We start from the raw sequence: 17,838 nt of genomic DNA on the forward strand, positions 1-17,838 counted from the left end.
TGGAGAAAGTTTTTTCAAAAGAGTTTCACATTTGAAGATTATGTCAAAAAAAACCAGTAGAGAGATTGCATTAGAAAGAAGAAAGTCGATGAGTGATAGCGGTAAAAAAGCTGCTGCTTATTCTTCAACTACTAAAGATAGAGTTCGATCTTCTCAAGATATACAGATTTCTGGTGCCCAGTCTTCTTCATATAATCAAAATATTACTAAACCAGTTACAAAACATATCACAAAAACACAGTTAAGTAGAAAGTCTTCTTCAACAACTTTATCTAGTAAAGAGTTAGTAATAGAGAGAAGAAAAGCAATGTCTACTCATGGGAAATCAGCAATAACTTCATCCGATAGAACTCGTACTGATGTTAAAAAAGAAAGTCCTGTAAACAAAGTTGAAACTTCCATAAGCAAAAATCAGGAAGTTCAAAACTCACATAATACAGAAGTTAAAACATCAAAACCAAACGTTAAAAGAAGAATTAATCAAAAGAGAAAGCCTATTACTAATACAAGTAGAGATATTGTTTTAGCGAGAAGAGAAGCTCAATCCAAGCATGGTAAATCAGCAACTAAACAAAATAACAGTGCAGCTTCTTTAGCTAGAAGGGGAGACCCAGATTTAAGTAGTAGAGAGATTTCTCAGAGAGTGAGAGAGCTAAGAAGTAAAACTGGTGCCACAGGCAAAAAGGGTAATGGTAAATGTAGACCATGTGGTCCAAATAAGAATGGAGCCAAACAAAATATTGCAGATGCTAGCTGGAAAGTTGGTAAAAGTGAAACTGATTCAGGTCAAATAGTTACTGGAACACAAGCTAATAGATCTGTAAAAACTACAGGTAATGAAGCAAGTACATGCAGGACTGTAACTGGTACTCAATATATGGGATCAGAAGTAGTTGACCAATTTTGTCAAGATAGACCAAGTTATAAACAACCACTTAGATCTACTGTTACCTCTACAACATCAGGTAATAAAGTAACTGGAAATGAAGTCGGTAGATCTGAGAGGGTCACAGGCGATGAGCCTGGGACTTGTAAAAACCTTACAGGAACTGAATATGTATCTGCTAATCAATCACAGAAGTATTGTGGTGATGTTCCAAAAAATCCTTCAAAGGTTAAACATAGTACTACAACTGATGGATTAAAAGTATCTGGATCACTTCCTGGTAGATCAACCCTGGTTACTGGAGATGAATCAGGTTCTGGACATCAGTTAACTGGAGATCAATATCTTGGCTCAGAGCTAAATCCAAAAGGTAAATCATTTGAAAAAGTTGGCAGTTACAACACACTTAATGGGAATAATGTAACTGGTACAGGGGTAGGGAGATCAGACCATATGACAGGCAATGAACATGGGAGTTGCAAGAATGTAACTGGTGATGAGTACATAGGATCTCAACAATATGAGAAGTTTTGCGGTTCAAAACCAAAACCAGAAGCTAGAAAAGTAGGTTTAAGCCTTTCTTCAAAGTCAAATTTAATAAGCGGGACTATGACAGGAAGATCAAAAATAGTAACTGGAGATGAACCAGGTTCATGCAAAGTGCTAACAGGAACACCATACGCAGGCTTAGATCAGATAAATGATAATTGTAGTACAGAGATTTCTGAAGATATGAAATCTCGATCAACAGTTAATTCAGGAAATAATTCAAATGCCAGACTTACAGGACAACAACCAGGAATTGGCGGAGTAATGACAGGTGCTAAGAAAGGTGCTTGTAAAAACCTAACAGGGACTCCTTATGTTGGCGGAGATCAGTTCTCACAAGCTTGTGATAATCCTCCACATGATACTGCTTATGCGAATCCGGAAAAGTCAGCAGGTAACTCTTGGAACGAATTCTCTGTTAACTCACCATCAAGAGATAAATATTCTGAAAAAAATACTCAAGGTGTTACGGGTAATGAATATGAAAATGGTTCAAAGGTAACAGGACCTTTTGATATGGCAGTTGATAAGGTCACTGGCACTGAAAAATTTAGATTTGAACCGAATAAAAATATTACTTATAAACAAAAAATGGAAATTGAAGAGGCAGACCGTGCTGCAAAGACACCAGAAAAAAGAGTCGCATCAAGGATTACTGGCGAAGGACAATCAGTAGGAAACGTAACTGGTGATGATTGGGATCGCGGCGATAAGGTAACAGGTACAGAGGGAGCTTCTTCTAGAAAGCGAAATCCATCAAGAGCAGGATTTATGAGCGCAATGCCCCCTATGGAAGTTAAAAGAAATGAGGAAACAGAAAAACCAGATTTCTTGATAACTGGATCAAGTGGAAATACTCGTGAAGGACAACTTGTTACCTTTTCAGGTGGTGCAAGAGGTTAAGTAAATAATGCCTTTAAGAGGACTGGCTAAAGCCAAGAACTTTACATTGGGGCCAACAGCTCCAATGAAAACTTTTACTGAAAATATCCATATACAAACTAAAGAATCAAATAATTTCCGAAATTCTGGAAAGTCTCATAAATTAACCAATAATATCCAAAATGAAAATCTATTTAGCTATGAAAGCAAAATAAAAAGTGATTTTGATGAAATTGTTCCAACTCTCAAGGAAATTGCTCGAATTCAACATCACGAAGATTTTATAAATAAGGCTCAGAAAATATCAAGAAAAAATTTGGGGATAGATTTACCCCTACATATTTTAGATAAATCTTGGGTTAAACCTCTTGATATGAGAGCTTTATATGCATGGTGTGCTTTCAAACAGCATGAGAAACTTAGTGATAATTTTTTTAAAAATGATCCACTTGAAGGTGCATCTGGAAGTAAGGATGCGGAAGACTTTGAAAAATTTCTTTTAGATTGTGGAATACATTTACTTGATATAACTCCTTGTTCAGATGGAAGATTAGCCCATTCAGTTGCTTATGTAATGAGAATACCTTTTAGTTCAGTAAGGAGAAGATCCCATGCTGGAGCACTTTTTGATATTGAAAATACCGTTAATCGATGGGTAAAAACTGAACATAAAAGATATAGAGAGAATGTTCCTAATGAAGCTCATAAAGATACCAGGTACTTAAAAGTTGTAACTTATCATTTTAGTTCAGTAGATCCATTGCATCAGGGATGCGCAGCTCATGGGAGTAATGACGAGTTGGCGGCGGAAGAAGGTAGAAATAAATTATATGCTTTCAAAGAGGCTGTAGAGAATAGCTTTTGCTGCGGAGCTTCTGTGGATTTAATGTTAATTGGACTTGATACAGACACTGATTCATTAAAATTACATTTATCAACTAGCGATGGTGGAATAGATTTAGAAAAAACAATTTCTACATTAGAAATTTATAATTCAACAATAAATTTTTCAAAAGAGGAAGCGGAAAGAGAAATTTGTCAGACAATTTCTAAGCAATCGTCAAAAGATAAACTCAGTGGACTGGAAAAGTTTAAGTATAAATTAATTGTCAATAATATTTCTCAAATTGATTATGTTAAGAGTTTTCATAATGGTTCTTATGAAGATATTGGACATGCAGAGAGGTTTATTGGAGTAGGTATAGGTTTTAAAGAAGTACATCTCAGAAATTTAACTTATTTTGCTCATTTAGATACAGTCGAAGAAGGGGCTCCAGATTTAGATGTAGGAGTGAAGATTTTTACTGGATTAAATGTTTCTCAAGATCTACCTATTCCGGTAGTAATAAGATTTGATTACTCTGGCAAAGTACCCGGCGCAAAAGAGAGGGCAATAAATGATTGTGAAAGAGTTAATAATGCGATATCAATTAGATATAAAAATTTAGTTGATCAAGGTTTGTTACATACTTGCTCTACTATTAGAGATAGGGACAAAATTCATTCCGCCCAAATAATTGGAATGTCTTTCGATAAAAAAACAGAGGAGGCTCACTAATTATGTTAATTTGCAAGGTTGTAAAACCACTCGTTTCTACTAATAGAATTCCTGGTTTTGAACATAAACATCTGCAGGTTGTATTAGATGGTTCTTCTAGTAAAGTTGCAGTTGATGCTGTTGGCTGTAAGCCAGGAGATTGGGTTATTTGTGTTGGGAGTTCTGCTGCTAGAGAAGCCGCGGGAAGTAAATCTTATCCAAGCGATTTAACGATTGTTGGAATTATTGATCATTGGGATCCTGACAAGTAATAAAAAAGGAGGATATAAATTGTGGAAATTATGAAGGTATTAGGAAGGATGGTATGCACTCAAAGAGTAGCTGGCTTAGGTCATATGAATTTACGAATTTTAGAAAATAATAAAGGAAAGAAATTAGTTGCTGTTGATCCTGTTGGAGCAAGAGAAGGTAACTGGGTTTTTACTGCTAGTGGCTCTGCAGCTAGATTTGCATGCCCTAATCCAGAAGTTCAAACCGATTTAACAATTGGCGGCATTATTGATTATTGGGAGAGTGACTAAAAATTTTAACTTCAAAATTTATTGAGAAACTTTGTCAAATGTATAGTGTAATTAGTATCGAATAAAGAATGTAATGTGGAACGAAAGAGAATCACCTTTGAGGATTGAAAAAAGATTTGAATTTGATCAGTACTCAAAAATTAGTAAATTCATGGGAGAAATTGAGAAATTATGTAAAGAAAGGGATATCTATCCAAATATCAGTTTCGGTAAGAATTTTGTAAGTCTTTCAATATTTTTAGATAATAAAGAAATATCAGACAAGGAAAAAGAATTTTCAATGGATATTGATAAATTTTATTTAGAGGATTAGTCCTTTTTAATAATTATTTGGCTTAGCAATATCTCTTTTGATTAAAGCCATTAAATATGTTGGTGCTTTATATCTACCAGGTAGACATCTATTTAAAGTTTCAAGATGACCCCAACACACTGTCTTTTCTATATCTTTAACTGAGTTTCCTTTTAAGATTAATAGTCTAAGAGCTTTGCAAAATAAAGGATAACCTGCTTCTAGTTCATCTATATTAAGCTTTGCTGCTGACATAGATCAAAGATGAATTATTAAATAATAATCTATACAACAATGGTGCACAATTGGTTCATATTTCAAATTTCTCAATAATTAGAAATTAATCTAGAAATGCGACGCAATCTATTTCAACTAAAACTCCTTTTGGTAGAGATGAAACTTCCACACATGCCCTTGCTGGAGGATTCTCAATATTAAAAAAATCACTATAAATTTTATTGACAATTTGAAAATTACTTAAGTCCGTTAAGTAAATAGTTGTTTTTATTACATCTTCTATTTTGGCTCCACCAGCTTTAAGAACTTCTGCGAGATTTTTTAAAACTTGAATAGTTTCCTTCTCTATATCACCTAAACATGTTATTTCATTTAAAGCTGGGTCTATAGCAATTTGACCAGAACAATAGATGAAATCCCCAGCTTTTATTGCTTGATTATAAGGTCCTACTGGATCTGGAGCATTTGATGTTTTAATTACTTTTTTGGGGGACATTTGTTTAAGAAGTTACCTATCTATTTAAACCCATAAATCTTTATTTGCTCTTAAAAAAGTAAATTCTTCTAAATTTTTTGCTCTTAAGAAAAGGTTTATTTTCATCTCTTCATCAAGTAAAAATGGAATTGTCAATTCATTAAGAGAAAGTTTTTTTTCAACTTCCGAAAGTTTATTTTTTATATCTTGATCTTCTGGCCTGAGATTCAATGCCCACAATATATTTTCCTTTGTATATTCATGTGCACAATATATGAGAGTATTTTTTGGTAAAGATTTGATTCTTTCTAGTGAAGAAAACATTTGTTGATAAGTTCCCTCAAAAATTCTTCCACATCCTCCAGAAAATAATGTGTCACCAATAAAAAGAACAGGATTTTCTCCATTTAAAAAGAAAGCAATATGTGAGCTTGTATGTCCTAATACTTCAATTATTTTTACTTCTTCACCTAAAATACTCAAAGTTTCTCCATCCTCCACAGATATATTTTGAAAAGGTATTCGCTTTTTTTCTTTGGAAGAAGCAATCACTTTTACATTTGGCCATATTTCAATAAGAGTCTTCGTCCCTCCAATATGGTCTGAATGATGATGAGTTTGCAAAATAGCTTCTAAGTGAAAATTGTTTTCATTTATATATTTAATAACTGGTTCGTGAACAGATGGATCTACAACCACAACGGATTTATCTTTTACCAACAACCAAATGACGTTATCACTTAAAACTCTAAGTCCGATTATATTTCGAGCTTTATTAAATTCCATTGTTAACTTAGAATGAAGAATCCTTGGAAGAAATTGATCTATGTTTACTATAGCTTTACCAAAAGGAGCTCTGTTAAAAGATTCAATTTCAACTTTTAAAAGAGCTGGGTTAGATTTCTCAGATGCGTTGGACGAAAATAATAGATCATTAACCTTCGAATCAAATTGCAAACGGGCAAAAGCTTTATTAGTTAGAAATGGAGATGTTCCTGTATATGTAAGTTATGGTCAGGCTGATTTGGGTATCGTTGGGTATGACGTTTTACGAGAATCTGAATTAAAAGTCGCAAAGTTATTAGATTTAGGATTTGGTGGTTGTCATATGTCGTTGGCGGTTAAGAAAAATAGTAATTATTCAAAACCAACTGATCTTCCAGCGAATTGTAAAGTAGCAAGTAAATTTATTAAAACAGCAAGATTTTATTTTGAAGAATTAAATATTCCTGTAGAAATAGTTCATTTGACAGGATCAGTCGAGCTTGGTCCTATTACAGGTATGGCAGAGGCAATAGTTGATTTAGTTGCAACCGGAAAGACTCTTAAAGAGAATGGTTTAATTAAAATAGATGATCTTTATTACTCGACTGCAAGACTAATTGGAAATCCTTTATCTATGAGATTAGATGATAATCATCTCAGAGATACTATTTTATCAATAGAATCAACTAATGCTTTATAGAAGATTATCTAAATGTTTTTTAAAGATTTTAGAAGGATTAAAAAGTTAGGTAAATATTTAACTAAAGATAAAAAAACAATCTATCTAATCTTGATAGTTTTGTTACCTGTTTCTTTCTCTGGAGCAATTCAACCATTATTAGTTGGTCAAGCCATTACTATTCTAAAGAACGAAACTACAGATGTTTGGCTAAGTAAAACTTTCTTTGGGCAGTCAATAAATGCAATAATCCTAACTTTATTTATAACTGTAATATTCAGATTAGTTCTGCAAGGATACCAAACTTACAATATCCAAGCAGTGGGACAACGTTTGACAGCAAGAATAAGAAGAGAACTTTTTGATCATTCAATATCTTTATCTCTTAAGTATCACGATAAAATGCCTGTAGGGAAATTATTAACGAGATTAACAAATGATGTTGATGCTTTAGCCGAGGTTTTTGGTAGTGGGGCAGTTGGAGTCATTGCTGACTTCGTAAGTCTGATAGTAATTTCTTTGACAATGCTGTCAATTGATCGGGGCCTTGCCATCTTATTACTTTTGACTCAAATCCCAGTTTCATATTTTATTATCTGGCTTCAAAAACGTTACAGAAGAGCCAATTATCAAGTAAGGGAAGAATTGTCTCAACTAAACTCTGATTTTCAAGAGAATCTTCAAGGTTTAGAAGTCGTTCAGATGTTTAGAAGAGAGGCTTTTAATAGCAAGAAATTTTTCAAAACTGGAGTTGCTTATAAGAAAGCAGTTAATGGAACAATATTTTATGACAGTAGTATTTCGGCGTTTATAGAATGGATTTCTCTTGCTGCAGTTTCCTTAGTTTTGGCGGTTGGAGGATATCTCGTTACTTCTGGAAATATTGGTTTAGGAACATTAACAACTTTTATTTTATATTCTCAAAGACTTTTTGAACCTTTAAGGCAGCTTGCAGAAAGATTTACTCAAATACAAGGAGGTTTAACAGCTGTAGAAAGAATAAACGAATTATTGGATGAAGAAATACAGATTAAGGACTCTACTTCCGCAAAACATTTTTTAGAAAATGCTAAAAATGTAAATAAAAAATTTAAAGGCAAAATTGAGTTCAAGAATGTGAATTTTTTCTACAACGCAGGAGAACATATTATAAAGAATTTATCTTTCAAGATTAATCCAGGAGAGCATGTGGCTTTTGTAGGTCCAACTGGTTCAGGTAAGACAACCATAATAAGACTATTGTGTAGATTGTATGAACCTCAATCGGGTCAAATTTTAATCGATGATATAGATATCAAAGATATTCCTATTGCAACTCTTAGAAATATGTTGGGAGTAGTTTTGCAAGATACCTTTATCTTTAGTGGAAATGTCGCAGATAATTTAAAACTGAATTCGAATCTAGACAATCTTGAATTAGAAAATCTTTGTTACGAATTAGGGTTAGATAATTTGTTAAAAAAATTACCAGAAGGTTTGAACACCTCACTGAGAGAAAGAGGGGGAAATCTCTCTTCTGGAGAGAGACAACTTCTTTCCGTAGCTCGAGTAGCGATTAGAAATCCTGTTGTTTTAATAATGGACGAAGCGACAGCGTTTATGGATCCCTCAACAGAGGCTACTTTGCAGAGGGATCTTGAGAGAATTCTGTCAAAAAGAACAGCATTAGTAATAGCTCACAGATTAGCAACTATTGAAAGTTCTGATAGGATTTTAGTCTTGAAAGGGGGATCATTAGTTGAGGAGGGAACACATAGTGAATTAAGACTGAAAAAGGGTGTATATTTTCAGCTTTCTGAGCTTCAACAAAAGGGATTCGTGAATTTTTAATGATTTTTAGAAACCAAGGATCTTTAATAAAAAAATCAAACAGTTTATCAAAGGACGAGCTGATAGATCTTTATGGTTTAAATTCTTATGAGTTCACTCAAACAACTAAAGAAGAAATATTTGTATGTAGTAAAAATAAAGATTTAGATCTAATAGAACTTGATCAACTTTTGCAAACTGTTGGTTGGAGCAGAAGACCTGTAAGGAGGGTAAAAAGAGCTTTAGATTTCAGTATTTTGGTGGTTGGCTTATGGCGTCATGATGATAAATTTCCCAGACTAGTTGGATTTGCAAGATGCACTGGCGATGGAATTCTAGAAGCAACAGTTTGGGATGTGGCTATTAACCCTGTTTATCAAGGACTTGGATTGGGGAAAGAGATAATGAGATATGTCCTAAAAGAATTGAAAAATATTGGCATTTCTAAAGTAACCCTTTTTGCTGATGCTGAAGTGGTTTCATTTTACAAAAGACAAGGTTGGATTTTAGAACCTAGAGGGTCGAAATGTGCTTTTTGGTATGCAAATTAATCATTTTTTGTAGTAGTCAGAATATATAGATTTTAACGATTCGCCTCTTAACCATCTTCTTCTGAAGTGCCAGTTCTTAATTGCTTGGAGAAAAATATTAGTTCTTTCCCATTTCCTTGAACTTATAAAAATAGGAAAATTTAATTGTTTTAAATCTTTTTTTTGGTTTAATCTCATCAAAAAATCTACATCTTCCATCAAAGGTATATTCCTAAATCCATTATTCTTAAAATAGTTTGTTCTATGAATTATTAAACCTTGATCACCATACGGTTGTTTAAAAAATTTACTTCTAATATTTACGAGAATTTCGAGGACTCTATAAATTATCTTTTTGTGATTAATTTTGAATTCAAAATAATAAATAATTTGATTGTTTCCCTTTAAAAATGAGTTTATTTTTTTTAACCAATCATGAGTTAATCTTGTGTCTGCATGTAAAAATATAAGCCACTCTCCTATTGAATTTTTAGCTCCAATATCTAATTGGAGCCCTCGATTCCTTTCTTTGGATATAAATACTTTTGCTCCATAAATATTTGCAATATCAATAGTTTTATCTTCACTTCCACAATCAACAATTATGATTTCGCCCTCTTTCTGAATACTTGACAAGTCTGAAAGCAATAATGGCAAATTATTAGCTTCATTAATAGTTGGAATAATAATTGAGATTTTTGACAAGTCGATTACTTTCTATTTTCAATATCAATAATTGTATCTATATCAATTTTTTTATCTAAAAACTTATACCTTAATTTTGTTGTAGCAAAATTATCAATTGTATTTTGAAGGACATTTTCTGTACCCCACTTTATGTTGATAAAAGGTAAATATATATGCGATGACATAATTTTTTCTGATAAACCAATAAGCCAATATCCTCCATCATTAGATGGTCCTAAAATAAGATCATTTTGTTGAAGCTCTTTGAGAGTATTCAATAAATCTTGATGGCATAAATCTGGAAGGTCAGTACCAATAAAGATAATATTTTTGATCTTATGTCTTGCACAAAATTTTTTGTTGATAATTATTTGCCGTTTCATTTTTTCTCCCAAGCAGCCTTTTCCCTGTAAAGTAAATTTTTTGATGCCTAATTCCCTAGTCCATCTTTTACAGTTACCTACCCCCAAACCAGATATAGCAATAGAAATATCAATTAGTTTATTTTCTTGGAGAAATTTTGCGACTGAAATAGTGTGTTTGGTCATTACACTTTGAACCTTTGCAGAACTACTTTTACCTATATCTTTAGATAATCTTGTTTTGCATCTTCCAAAAGCATGCCATTTTGCCATGATAATAAGTAATGCTTTATCCAAAAATTTAATGCGATTTAAAATAATTATATGCCTATAAAAAATAAAATTTTTTTATAAATTTGTATGAGGCTTTGTTAAGTAATTTTAAATTTGTCGTGATCTTGTGATTTCCTAATGGCCAATTATTAAATTCCAACTAGATTAATAATCTAGAGAATAAAATTTTGCAAGCAATTAATCCTATTTGGGCGGAAGTTCAACAATCACTTCAAAAAACTTTAAGTAAGCCTTCATTTGAGACATGGATAAGGCCTGCTAAATTTAATTGTTTTGAGAATGGCTTGTTAACTTTAATTGCTCCAAATACATTTTCCAGTGATTGGTTAAGAAAGAATTATTGTCAAACTATCGAAAAGGCTGCAAAAGAAATATGCGGCCATGATGTAAAAGTTGTTTTTAAATCTGAAACAAATATAAGCAGCGATTCAACAAATAAAGAGAACCTAGATGATCAGATTGTGAATCATAAAACAAAATCATTTCCTAATAATAGTCTAGATATTTCTTCAAAAAATCGATCCAAAAATCCCAACGGTCTAAATTTACGCTACGTCTTTAAAAGATTTGTTGTAGGTCCAAATAGTAGGTTGGCTCATGCAGCGGCTTTAGCAGTTGCCGAATCACCTGGGAGAGAATTCAATCCACTATTTATTTGTGGTGGAGTAGGTCTCGGTAAAACTCATTTAATGCAAGCAATAGGTCATTATCGAGTAGAAATAGATCCAGAAGCAAAAGTTAAATATGTATCTACAGAGACTTTTACTAATGATGTTATTAGCGGTATAAGAAGAGATGGAATGACAGCTATTCGAGACAAATATAGAAATGTAGATTTGATTTTAATAGACGATATACAGTTCTTAGAAGGTAAAGAATATACACAGGAAGAGTTCTTTCATACTTTTAACGCTCTTCATGAATCAGGAAGTCAAATAGTTATTGCAAGTGATAGACCCCCAAATCAATTATCGGGAATTCAAGAGAGATTAATTTCTAGATTCTCAATGGGTATGACCGCAGATATTCAGCCACCTGACCTTGAGACGAGGACAGCTATCCTTCAAAAAAAGGCAGAACAAGAGAGGATGAACCTTCCAAGAGATTTAATTCAATTTATAGCAGGAAGATTCACTTCGAATATTCGAGAATTGGAAGGGGCATTTACTAGAGCTGTTGCATTTGCATCAATAACTGGCTTGCCAATGACAGTCCAATCTATTGCTCCAATGCTTGATCCGAATAGTGTAGGAGTAGTTGTCACTCCAAAACAAGTTATTAATAAAGTTTCAGATTTTTTTAAAGTCTCTACCGACGAATTGATTAGTTCAAGTAGGAGAAAACCAGTAAGTCAAGCTAGGCAAATAGGTATGTATCTTATGCGACACGGAACAGATCTAAGCCTACCAAGAATTGGAGATGAGTTTGGGGGCAAAGATCATACAACAGTTATGTATGCTATTGAACAAGTTGAAAAAAAATTGTCTATTGATCCTAATATTGCAAGTCAAGTACAAAAAATAAGAGATTTACTTCAAATAGATTCAAGAAAAAATTTATAGTTTTAATATTAACCAGAGGCAAAATTTCTAGGATCTTGATCATATCTATGCCTAAAAGGTATCTTATCTATCTCATTGACATCACTAAGCGATTCAATTTTGTTTAATGATTGTCTTAATAACCTAGCTGAAATAAGTGGCATATCTCTTGGAACTGAGATCCTATTTTTTAAGTATCTTAATGAGATTCCCGAAAATTTTTCAGGGATTATTACTTCACTTGTGATCATATGGGTTAAAGCTGATCTCAACGATTCCTCAAAACATTCTTTATTGTACGGGTTTACTTTTAGTAAATTATCTTTATGCTTTATTACTCTTTTAAGAGCAATTATTGCATAATATTTTGAGTCATAATTTTGGTTTAATTCATAATTACCTAAACCCTCCCCAGTATCTATTAACTTTGAGAAAGTAATCTGTTGTTCATTGTTTTCTTTATAGCATCCTCCCATTTGTGGGGGTAAATCATGAGAATGAGTATGAAAATCTCCTTGAGTGCCTCTATAAGCACTTTTCCCCTCAAAAAGGGTAAGCCAGTTATCTACATTACGATAACTAGACCTTAAATTAAACCCTTTATAGTAGATCAATGATGCATTCATTCTCTCCATATAGGGAATAAAAATTAAATCTCCCACACCAGGCTCTATATCACCCGTGTTAGAAACTGAGGGATCAACAAACCCTGATTCTGAGCTACTTAAGATTTCATCGAGTTTAGAAATGGATTCTTTAAATCTTTTTTTTCTAAAAGAGTTATCTATAAAATTAAAGCTTTCTCGGCAGAGCCAATTACACCAGGATCTGAAAATTTCTCTTTCTAACTTTCGAATTTTGATAAGGTGACTAGATCTAATAAAAGATCCAAGTGCTCCAAATTCATTTTCTAAAAAAGCTATGATATCGTCGCTTTCTGTTATAACTTGCCCTTTAAATTCAATTGCAGGTAATTTCCCCGATCTGACTTTTTCAAGGAACCAACTTTCTTTTTGGCCGTAGCAAAACATATTTATTTTCTCGACTCTGTATGGAATTTTCTTAAATTCAAGCCATAACCATATCTTCTGACAGTAAGGACACCAAGAATGCCTATCCCTATAGAGGGTAACTAATAAATCATTTTCACTATGTCCAAATAATCTTAAGTTTGCGTAGGAATTATTTATACCATGGACTCTATCAAGATCTTCAACTTCAAATTTATTTAAATCATCCCAAGTCAAAATCCCATTCATTATTTAAATTAAAGCTATAAACTAACGTTATAATAATTGATTAAAAAAAGTCTTGGAATTTGAATTTGATTTAATTGTTGTTGGCGCTGGATCTGGAGGACTCGCGGCGGCTAAACGTGCGGCTAGTTATGGAGCAAAAGTCGCAATCATAGAAGCAAATCAAATAGGAGGAACTTGTGTGATAAGGGGATGCGTGCCTAAGAAATTAATGGTTTATGCAGCTAAAAGTAAAAAAAATATGGATTCTTCTGAAGGATATGGATTAAAAAATGAAGGTATTAATTTTGAATCAAATATTTTGTTGAAGAATGTTAGAGAGGAGGTTTCTAGATTGAGTAATTTACATAGAAATTCTTTAAAAAAGTCGAATATAACTATTTTTGAAGGCTTAGGAAGATTTATTACTCAAAATGAATTAGAAATTATTTGTTCAAATACAAAAAAAATTAAAAACAAAATAAGTTCAAAAAAAATTCTTATTTCAGTTGGAGGTAAACCAAAGAAATTAAATATTCCCGGGGTAGATTTGGCATGGACTAGTGATGATATTTTTGAATTAGAAAAGTTTCCTAAATCAATATTAATAGTAGGAGGTGGATATATTGCTTGTGAATTTGCTTCTATTTTCAGAAATTTAGGTACTGAAGTAACTCAATTAATTAGAGGTCAACATTTACTTAATGGTTTTGATGAGGATCTTTCTTCATGCTTAGAGGAATCTCCTACTTTTAATGAAATAAATATAATCCCGAATACTCAGTTAAAGTCTATCAAGAGAGTAAATGGGAATCTCGAATCTACCCTAGACTCGGGAGAAAAACGCCTAACTAATAATATCCTTATTGCTACAGGAAGAGAACCAAATCTTTTGCCTTTAAATTTAGATTTTTTAAATTTAAAGATGGATGGCCAATATTTAGATGTCGATGAACTTAATCAAACAAGCAACGCAAATATTTTTGCAGTTGGCGATATCATAAATAAGCCAAACTTAACTCCAGTAGCAATAGAACAAGGGAGAGTTTTTTCGGATAATTTTTTTAATGATCAAAAAAGAAAAGTAAATTATGAATATATCCCTAAGGCCGTTTTTACTATTCCAGAAATTTCAACAGTTGGCTTAAGTGAGAAAAGAGCTAAAGAGATTTACTCTGAAAAAAATATAAAAATCTTCAAATGTAAATTTACCCCTATGTCTAATACCTTTAAAAAGAATAAATCAAAATGTATGTTGAAGATTGTAGTTCATAAGCTAACTGACAAAGTTCTAGGATGTCATATGTTTGGAGAAACATCGTCTGAGATTATTCAAATGGTATCAATTTCATTAAATGCAGGGATAACAAAAAAAGACTTTGATATTACTATGGCTTTGCATCCAACTATCTCAGAAGAATTTGTGACTATGTATGGATAAAATTATGAATTAGAAAATTTTAATTTTTCTTGAAAAATCAGAAATACTATAAGTAATGCAAAATAAATAAATAAACCTATTCTTAATTCAGAAAGGAAGTTAAATTCATTTAGGAAAAGTATCTTATCGAGAATGTAGAAAATATAAAGATTAAGCAAAATAAATCCCTCAATTCTTGTGATTTTCCCTTTACTCCAGAAAATTGGTAAACACGCAAAGGTAGTTAAAACCATAAAAGGCAAGTCAACTTTTATAAGACTCTGTTCAATTACTAAACCTTTAAATCCTGAAAAAATACTGCAACTTCCAAGGATTAAAAGTTGATTAAGTAAATTACTTCCTATTACATTCCCAATCGCAAGATCTGTTTTGCCTTTAAATGCAGCAATTATTGAAGTGACTAATTCTGGTAAAGATGTCCCAGTTGCGACGATAGTTAAACCAATAACAATTTCATTTACACCCAAAAGAGTAGCGAGCGTTTGAGAACCATTTACTAAAATATTTGAACCAAAGCTTAAAAGAAATATTCCCAATATTAACTTTAGTAAAATATTTATTTTCCCTTTATAGTTATCTTTTAATTCTTCTATCTCTGGTTCAGCATCTTTTGTCTCCTCTCCTTTTTCATTGATCGTATTGATTTCCCATATTGTATTTAAGATTAAACAAAATATTAGAAATACCCCTGCTTGCAATGTTAATAAGCCTGTTGATGACATAGCCCAAACTGCACAAGAAATTGCCATTAAAAGGGGCACATCTCTTCTGACTATTCTGCTTTTTACTTTAAGAGGTGTTATCAATGAGCTTATGCCCAAAACAACGAGAACATTAAAAATATTGCTTCCAATTACATTGCTTGCCGCAAGCGAATCACTGCCTTTTAAAATTGAACTCAAACTTACCAACAACTCAGGAGAGCTTGTTCCAAGAGAAACAACTGTCAAACCAATTACTATTTGAGGTATTCCTAAAATTAAAGATAAAAATATGGCTCCTTGAATAAAGAACTCTCCTCCAGCAAAAAGTAGAACTATGCCTAAAAATATTTCTATTATTGGAAATAAAAAATCACTCATATTTAGGATTTACTTTAAATAATAAAAATTTTCATAATTGGTTAATAACTATCCTCGAATATCTATAATTTATTGTCAATTTTAATTTGCTGTTAAAATTGATTAAATAGAAAAAATTTTGAAGACTTTAAACATAATAAAACCTGATGATTGGCATTTACATTTAAGAGAAGGTCTTGTATTAAAAAATATCATTCATTTTACTTCTGAATATTTTGGAAGAGCCATCGTTATGCCAAATACTAAAAGTCCCATAACATCAATCAATAGCGCTATTTCTTATAGGAAATCTATTGTTGAAGCGCTACCAGAAAGTTCTAAGTTTGAACCATTAATGACAATTTATCTTACAGATGACACTGATAAAGGGGAACTAATTAATGGTTTTAAAAATAATGTATTTTTTGCAGCAAAATTATATCCTGCCAATGCCACAACAAATTCCAGTCATGGAGTTAGGAAAATAGAAAATCTATATAAGATCTTTGAATTAATGCAAGATTCTGGAATGCCTCTTTTAATTCATGGAGAAGTGACTGATTCTGAAGTAGATGTATTCGATAGAGAAGAAGTTTTCATAGATAAAGAACTTTCTCAAATAACCAAAAGATTTCCAAAATTAAAAATCGTTCTAGAACATATAACCACCTCTTATGCAGTGGATTTTGTGCAAGAAAATAATATTGGGGCTACTATTACTCCGCATCATTTGCATATAAATAGAAATGCAATGTTTTTTGGAGGCTTAAATAGTGATTTCTACTGCTTACCAGTTGCTAAGAGGGAAAATAATAGACTCGCTTTAAGGAGAGCGGCAACAAGTGGGGAAAAATGTTTTTTCTTGGGGACTGACTCTGCTCCACACCTTAGGAAGTGGAAGGCTTTTTGTGGATGTGCAGGCATTTTTAATTCGCCAGTAGCAATAGAAAGCTACTTAACAGTTTTCGAAGAGGAGGATGCTCTAGATAATTTTGAAAAGTTTGCAAGTTTGAATGGTCCTAATTTTTATAATGTCCCACCAAATAAAGAAAAATTAAAATTAGTTTCTAGACCTAACAAAATTAAAGAATATATTGATGTCGTTGAAGAAAAAAATATTGTCGGACAAATAAAACCATTTCATGCAGGTGAAACTTTACAATGGCAAGTAGAAGGAATAGTAAATTAAAAAATTAGATTTAATCTGACAATTAAAAGTGTAAATATTCCAATTTTTCTTGGTTAAATGGGTTACTTTCAGCTACGATTAGAAAGCGCAAATTCCTTTGGGAGTGTGGCGGAATTGGTAGACGCGCCGGACTTAAAATCCGTCGAGCGATTTAGCTCGTGGGGGTTCAAGTCCCCCCACTCCCATTATTTGTTTATTTTTAGTTCTGACGATAACTTCCAATAGTTGTTATGTTTTAACTAAGCAATCATAAATTAAAATGGAAAGTTTTTTCAATAATTCATTCGCTACTTTAATTGCTTATATCGGAATAATTTCTACCTATTTATTGGTTATCCCATTGTTACTATTTTACTGGATGAATAATAGATGGAATATTATGGGCAAATTTGAAAGATTAGGAATTTATGGCCTTGTATTTCTTTTCTTTCCAGGTTTAATTTTATTTTCTCCATTTTTAAATCTCAGACTAAAAGGAAGTGGTAAAGGGTAAATAATTGACTAAAGGTAAAGTTATACAAATAGGTTTATTTATTTCATTAATAGGATTAATTAGTTATAAATTTGCACCACAAATTGGGATCGACAATTTTACGGCCACTACTCTTTCGAGTTGTATCTTGATTTTGATTGTTATTACTTGGGTAACATCTTATGTTTATAGAGTTGTAAATGGAAAAATGACTTTTATGGAACAAAGGAAGCGTTATAGAAAAGATTATGAAAAAGTTGTTAGTGATAAACTAGAAACCAAATTCAACTCATTGTCAAAGGAAGAACAGCAAAAACTAATGGAAGATTTAGAGGAAAATCTATAAATTTTTCATAGAAAAATATCTAAAAAT

General features: G+C 32.2%; 20 protein-coding genes and 1 tRNA gene. 14 read left to right on the forward strand and 7 right to left on the reverse strand.

The annotated features are described in order from the left end of the window. Positions 1–40: 40 nt before the first annotated feature. The 5 genes from EW14_RS02900 to EW14_RS02920 all read left to right on the forward strand — a co-directional run bounded on the left by EW14_RS02900 (position 41) and on the right by EW14_RS02920 (position 4,709). Entirely contained in the window at positions 41–2,338 is a 2,298-nt protein-coding gene (locus tag EW14_RS02900; RefSeq protein ID WP_042850000.1) for a CsoS2 family carboxysome shell protein, read from the forward strand. A gap of 7 nt (positions 2,339–2,345) precedes the next feature. Continuing rightward, a complete protein-coding gene (locus tag EW14_RS02905; RefSeq protein WP_042850001.1) occupies positions 2,346–3,875 on the forward strand; it encodes a carboxysome shell carbonic anhydrase in 1,530 nt (509 codons plus the stop codon). A gap of 2 nt (positions 3,876–3,877) precedes the next feature. After that, a complete protein-coding gene (locus EW14_RS02910) occupies positions 3,878–4,126 on the forward strand; it encodes a carboxysome peptide A (RefSeq protein ID WP_042850003.1) in 249 nt (82 codons plus the stop codon). Positions 4,127–4,147: 21 nt separating this feature from the next. Beyond that, the gene (locus EW14_RS02915) at positions 4,148–4,396 is read left to right on the forward strand and encodes a carboxysome peptide B (protein WP_011376112.1); all 249 of its coding nucleotides are present in this window, start codon (positions 4,148–4,150) and stop codon (positions 4,394–4,396) included. 73 nt (positions 4,397–4,469) lie between these two features. Then, complete coding sequence (locus EW14_RS02920) at positions 4,470–4,709, forward strand: 4a-hydroxytetrahydrobiopterin dehydratase (protein ID WP_042850005.1); 240 nt, start codon at positions 4,470–4,472, stop codon at positions 4,707–4,709. Between the two features lie 6 nt (positions 4,710–4,715). On the opposite strand, the gene EW14_RS02925 is transcribed toward EW14_RS02920, so the two are convergent. The 3 genes from EW14_RS02925 to gloB form a co-directional block, all read right to left on the reverse strand. Then, entirely contained in the window at positions 4,716–4,943 is a 228-nt protein-coding gene (locus EW14_RS02925; protein ID WP_002806681.1) for a DUF3136 domain-containing protein, read from the reverse strand. Positions 4,944–5,028: 85 nt separating this feature from the next. Continuing rightward, positions 5,029–5,421, reverse strand: a complete 393-nt coding sequence (locus EW14_RS02930) for a Rid family detoxifying hydrolase (protein WP_042850006.1) — start codon at positions 5,419–5,421, stop codon at positions 5,029–5,031. A gap of 24 nt (positions 5,422–5,445) precedes the next feature. After that, positions 5,446–6,186, reverse strand: a complete 741-nt coding sequence (gene gloB / locus EW14_RS02935; RefSeq protein WP_042850007.1) for a hydroxyacylglutathione hydrolase — start codon at positions 6,184–6,186, stop codon at positions 5,446–5,448. Between the two features lie 40 nt (positions 6,187–6,226). Between gloB and hisG the strand changes: the two genes are divergently transcribed. Genes hisG through EW14_RS02950 form a run of 3 tightly spaced genes read left to right on the forward strand, consistent with a single transcriptional unit; the run spans position 6,227 to position 9,204 of the window. Beyond that, on the forward strand, positions 6,227–6,865 hold the full coding sequence (hisG, locus tag EW14_RS02940) for an ATP phosphoribosyltransferase (protein WP_025955387.1): 639 nt from the start codon (positions 6,227–6,229) through the stop codon (positions 6,863–6,865). 12 nt (positions 6,866–6,877) lie between these two features. Further along, positions 6,878–8,674, forward strand: coding sequence for an ABC transporter ATP-binding protein (locus EW14_RS02945; protein WP_042850008.1), 1,797 nt, complete (start codon positions 6,878–6,880; stop codon positions 8,672–8,674). Next, positions 8,674–9,204 (forward strand): GNAT family N-acetyltransferase, encoded by a 531-nt coding sequence (locus EW14_RS02950; RefSeq protein WP_042850009.1) that lies wholly within the window; start codon positions 8,674–8,676, stop codon positions 9,202–9,204. The genes EW14_RS02945 and EW14_RS02950 overlap by 1 nt, the downstream gene beginning before the upstream one ends. On the opposite strand, the gene EW14_RS02955 is transcribed toward EW14_RS02950, so the two are convergent. Both EW14_RS02955 and EW14_RS02960 read right to left on the reverse strand, forming a co-directional pair. Beyond that, positions 9,205–9,888 (reverse strand): TIGR04283 family arsenosugar biosynthesis glycosyltransferase, encoded by a 684-nt coding sequence (locus EW14_RS02955; RefSeq protein ID WP_042850010.1) that lies wholly within the window; start codon positions 9,886–9,888, stop codon positions 9,205–9,207. A 5-nt stretch (positions 9,889–9,893) separates the two neighbouring features. Next, positions 9,894–10,505: a TIGR04282 family arsenosugar biosynthesis glycosyltransferase gene (locus EW14_RS02960; RefSeq protein WP_042850012.1), complete on the reverse strand. Its 612-nt coding sequence runs from the start codon at positions 10,503–10,505 to the stop codon at positions 9,894–9,896. A 188-nt stretch (positions 10,506–10,693) separates the two neighbouring features. On the opposite strand from EW14_RS02960, the gene dnaA reads away from it, so the two are divergent. Next, a complete protein-coding gene (gene dnaA / locus EW14_RS02965) occupies positions 10,694–12,088 on the forward strand; it encodes a chromosomal replication initiator protein DnaA (protein ID WP_042850013.1) in 1,395 nt (464 codons plus the stop codon). An 8-nt stretch (positions 12,089–12,096) separates the two neighbouring features. Here dnaA and EW14_RS02970 read toward each other — a convergent pair whose 3' ends face one another. Beyond that, entirely contained in the window at positions 12,097–13,326 is a 1,230-nt protein-coding gene (locus tag EW14_RS02970; protein ID WP_042850015.1) for a glutathione S-transferase, read from the reverse strand. A gap of 52 nt (positions 13,327–13,378) precedes the next feature. Between EW14_RS02970 and gorA the strand changes: the two genes are divergently transcribed. Then, the gene (gene gorA, locus EW14_RS02975; RefSeq protein ID WP_042850016.1) at positions 13,379–14,743 is read left to right on the forward strand and encodes a glutathione-disulfide reductase; all 1,365 of its coding nucleotides are present in this window, start codon (positions 13,379–13,381) and stop codon (positions 14,741–14,743) included. A 2-nt stretch (positions 14,744–14,745) separates the two neighbouring features. Here gorA and EW14_RS02980 read toward each other — a convergent pair whose 3' ends face one another. Beyond that, entirely contained in the window at positions 14,746–15,825 is a 1,080-nt protein-coding gene (locus tag EW14_RS02980) for a calcium/sodium antiporter (protein ID WP_042850017.1), read from the reverse strand. A gap of 118 nt (positions 15,826–15,943) precedes the next feature. Between EW14_RS02980 and pyrC the strand changes: the two genes are divergently transcribed. The 4 genes from pyrC to EW14_RS03000 all read left to right on the forward strand — a co-directional run bounded on the left by pyrC (position 15,944) and on the right by EW14_RS03000 (position 17,811). Then, on the forward strand, positions 15,944–16,993 hold the full coding sequence (pyrC, locus tag EW14_RS02985; protein WP_081925730.1) for a dihydroorotase: 1,050 nt from the start codon (positions 15,944–15,946) through the stop codon (positions 16,991–16,993). A 99-nt stretch (positions 16,994–17,092) separates the two neighbouring features. Then, positions 17,093–17,178 (forward strand) — tRNA-Leu (locus tag EW14_RS02990). Positions 17,179–17,252: 74 nt separating this feature from the next. Then, positions 17,253–17,486 carry an NAD(P)H-quinone oxidoreductase subunit L gene (locus EW14_RS02995; protein WP_025892975.1) on the forward strand — a complete coding sequence of 78 codons (234 nt, stop codon included), beginning with the start codon at positions 17,253–17,255 and terminating at the stop codon, positions 17,484–17,486. A 4-nt stretch (positions 17,487–17,490) separates the two neighbouring features. After that, positions 17,491–17,811 (forward strand): DUF3007 family protein, encoded by a 321-nt coding sequence (locus EW14_RS03000; protein WP_042850019.1) that lies wholly within the window; start codon positions 17,491–17,493, stop codon positions 17,809–17,811. The last annotated feature ends 27 nt before the right edge of the window (positions 17,812–17,838 follow it).

The sequence above is a fragment of the Prochlorococcus sp. MIT 0604 genome, assembly GCF_000757845.1.
GTDB lineage: Bacteria > Cyanobacteriota > Cyanobacteriia > PCC-6307 > Cyanobiaceae > Prochlorococcus_A.

Bases quoted from the DNA above. Each gene is read 5' to 3' on its own strand.
- EW14_RS02900 (WP_042850000.1), top strand. From the start codon at position 41: ATGTCAAAAAAAACCAGTAGAGAGATTGCATTAGAAAGAAGAAAGTCG.
- EW14_RS02905 (WP_042850001.1), top strand. From the start codon at position 2,346: ATGCCTTTAAGAGGACTGGCTAAAGCCAAGAACTTTACATTGGGGCCA.
- EW14_RS02910 (WP_042850003.1), top strand. From the start codon at position 3,878: ATGTTAATTTGCAAGGTTGTAAAACCACTCGTTTCTACTAATAGAATT.
- EW14_RS02920 (WP_042850005.1), top strand. From the start codon at position 4,470: ATGTGGAACGAAAGAGAATCACCTTTGAGGATTGAAAAAAGATTTGAA.
- EW14_RS02925 (WP_002806681.1), bottom strand. From the start codon at position 4,943: ATGTCAGCAGCAAAGCTTAATATAGATGAACTAGAAGCAGGTTATCCT.
- EW14_RS02930 (WP_042850006.1), bottom strand. From the start codon at position 5,421: ATGTCCCCCAAAAAAGTAATTAAAACATCAAATGCTCCAGATCCAGTA.
- gloB (WP_042850007.1), bottom strand. From the start codon at position 6,186: ATGGAATTTAATAAAGCTCGAAATATAATCGGACTTAGAGTTTTAAGT.
- hisG (WP_025955387.1), top strand. From the start codon at position 6,227: ATGTTTACTATAGCTTTACCAAAAGGAGCTCTGTTAAAAGATTCAATT.
- EW14_RS02945 (WP_042850008.1), top strand. From the start codon at position 6,878: ATGTTTTTTAAAGATTTTAGAAGGATTAAAAAGTTAGGTAAATATTTA.
- EW14_RS02950 (WP_042850009.1), top strand. From the start codon at position 8,674: ATGATTTTTAGAAACCAAGGATCTTTAATAAAAAAATCAAACAGTTTA.
- EW14_RS02960 (WP_042850012.1), bottom strand. From the start codon at position 10,505: ATGGCAAAATGGCATGCTTTTGGAAGATGCAAAACAAGATTATCTAAA.
- EW14_RS02970 (WP_042850015.1), bottom strand. From the start codon at position 13,326: ATGAATGGGATTTTGACTTGGGATGATTTAAATAAATTTGAAGTTGAA.
- EW14_RS02980 (WP_042850017.1), bottom strand. From the start codon at position 15,825: ATGAGTGATTTTTTATTTCCAATAATAGAAATATTTTTAGGCATAGTT.
- EW14_RS02995 (WP_025892975.1), top strand. From the start codon at position 17,253: ATGGAAAGTTTTTTCAATAATTCATTCGCTACTTTAATTGCTTATATC.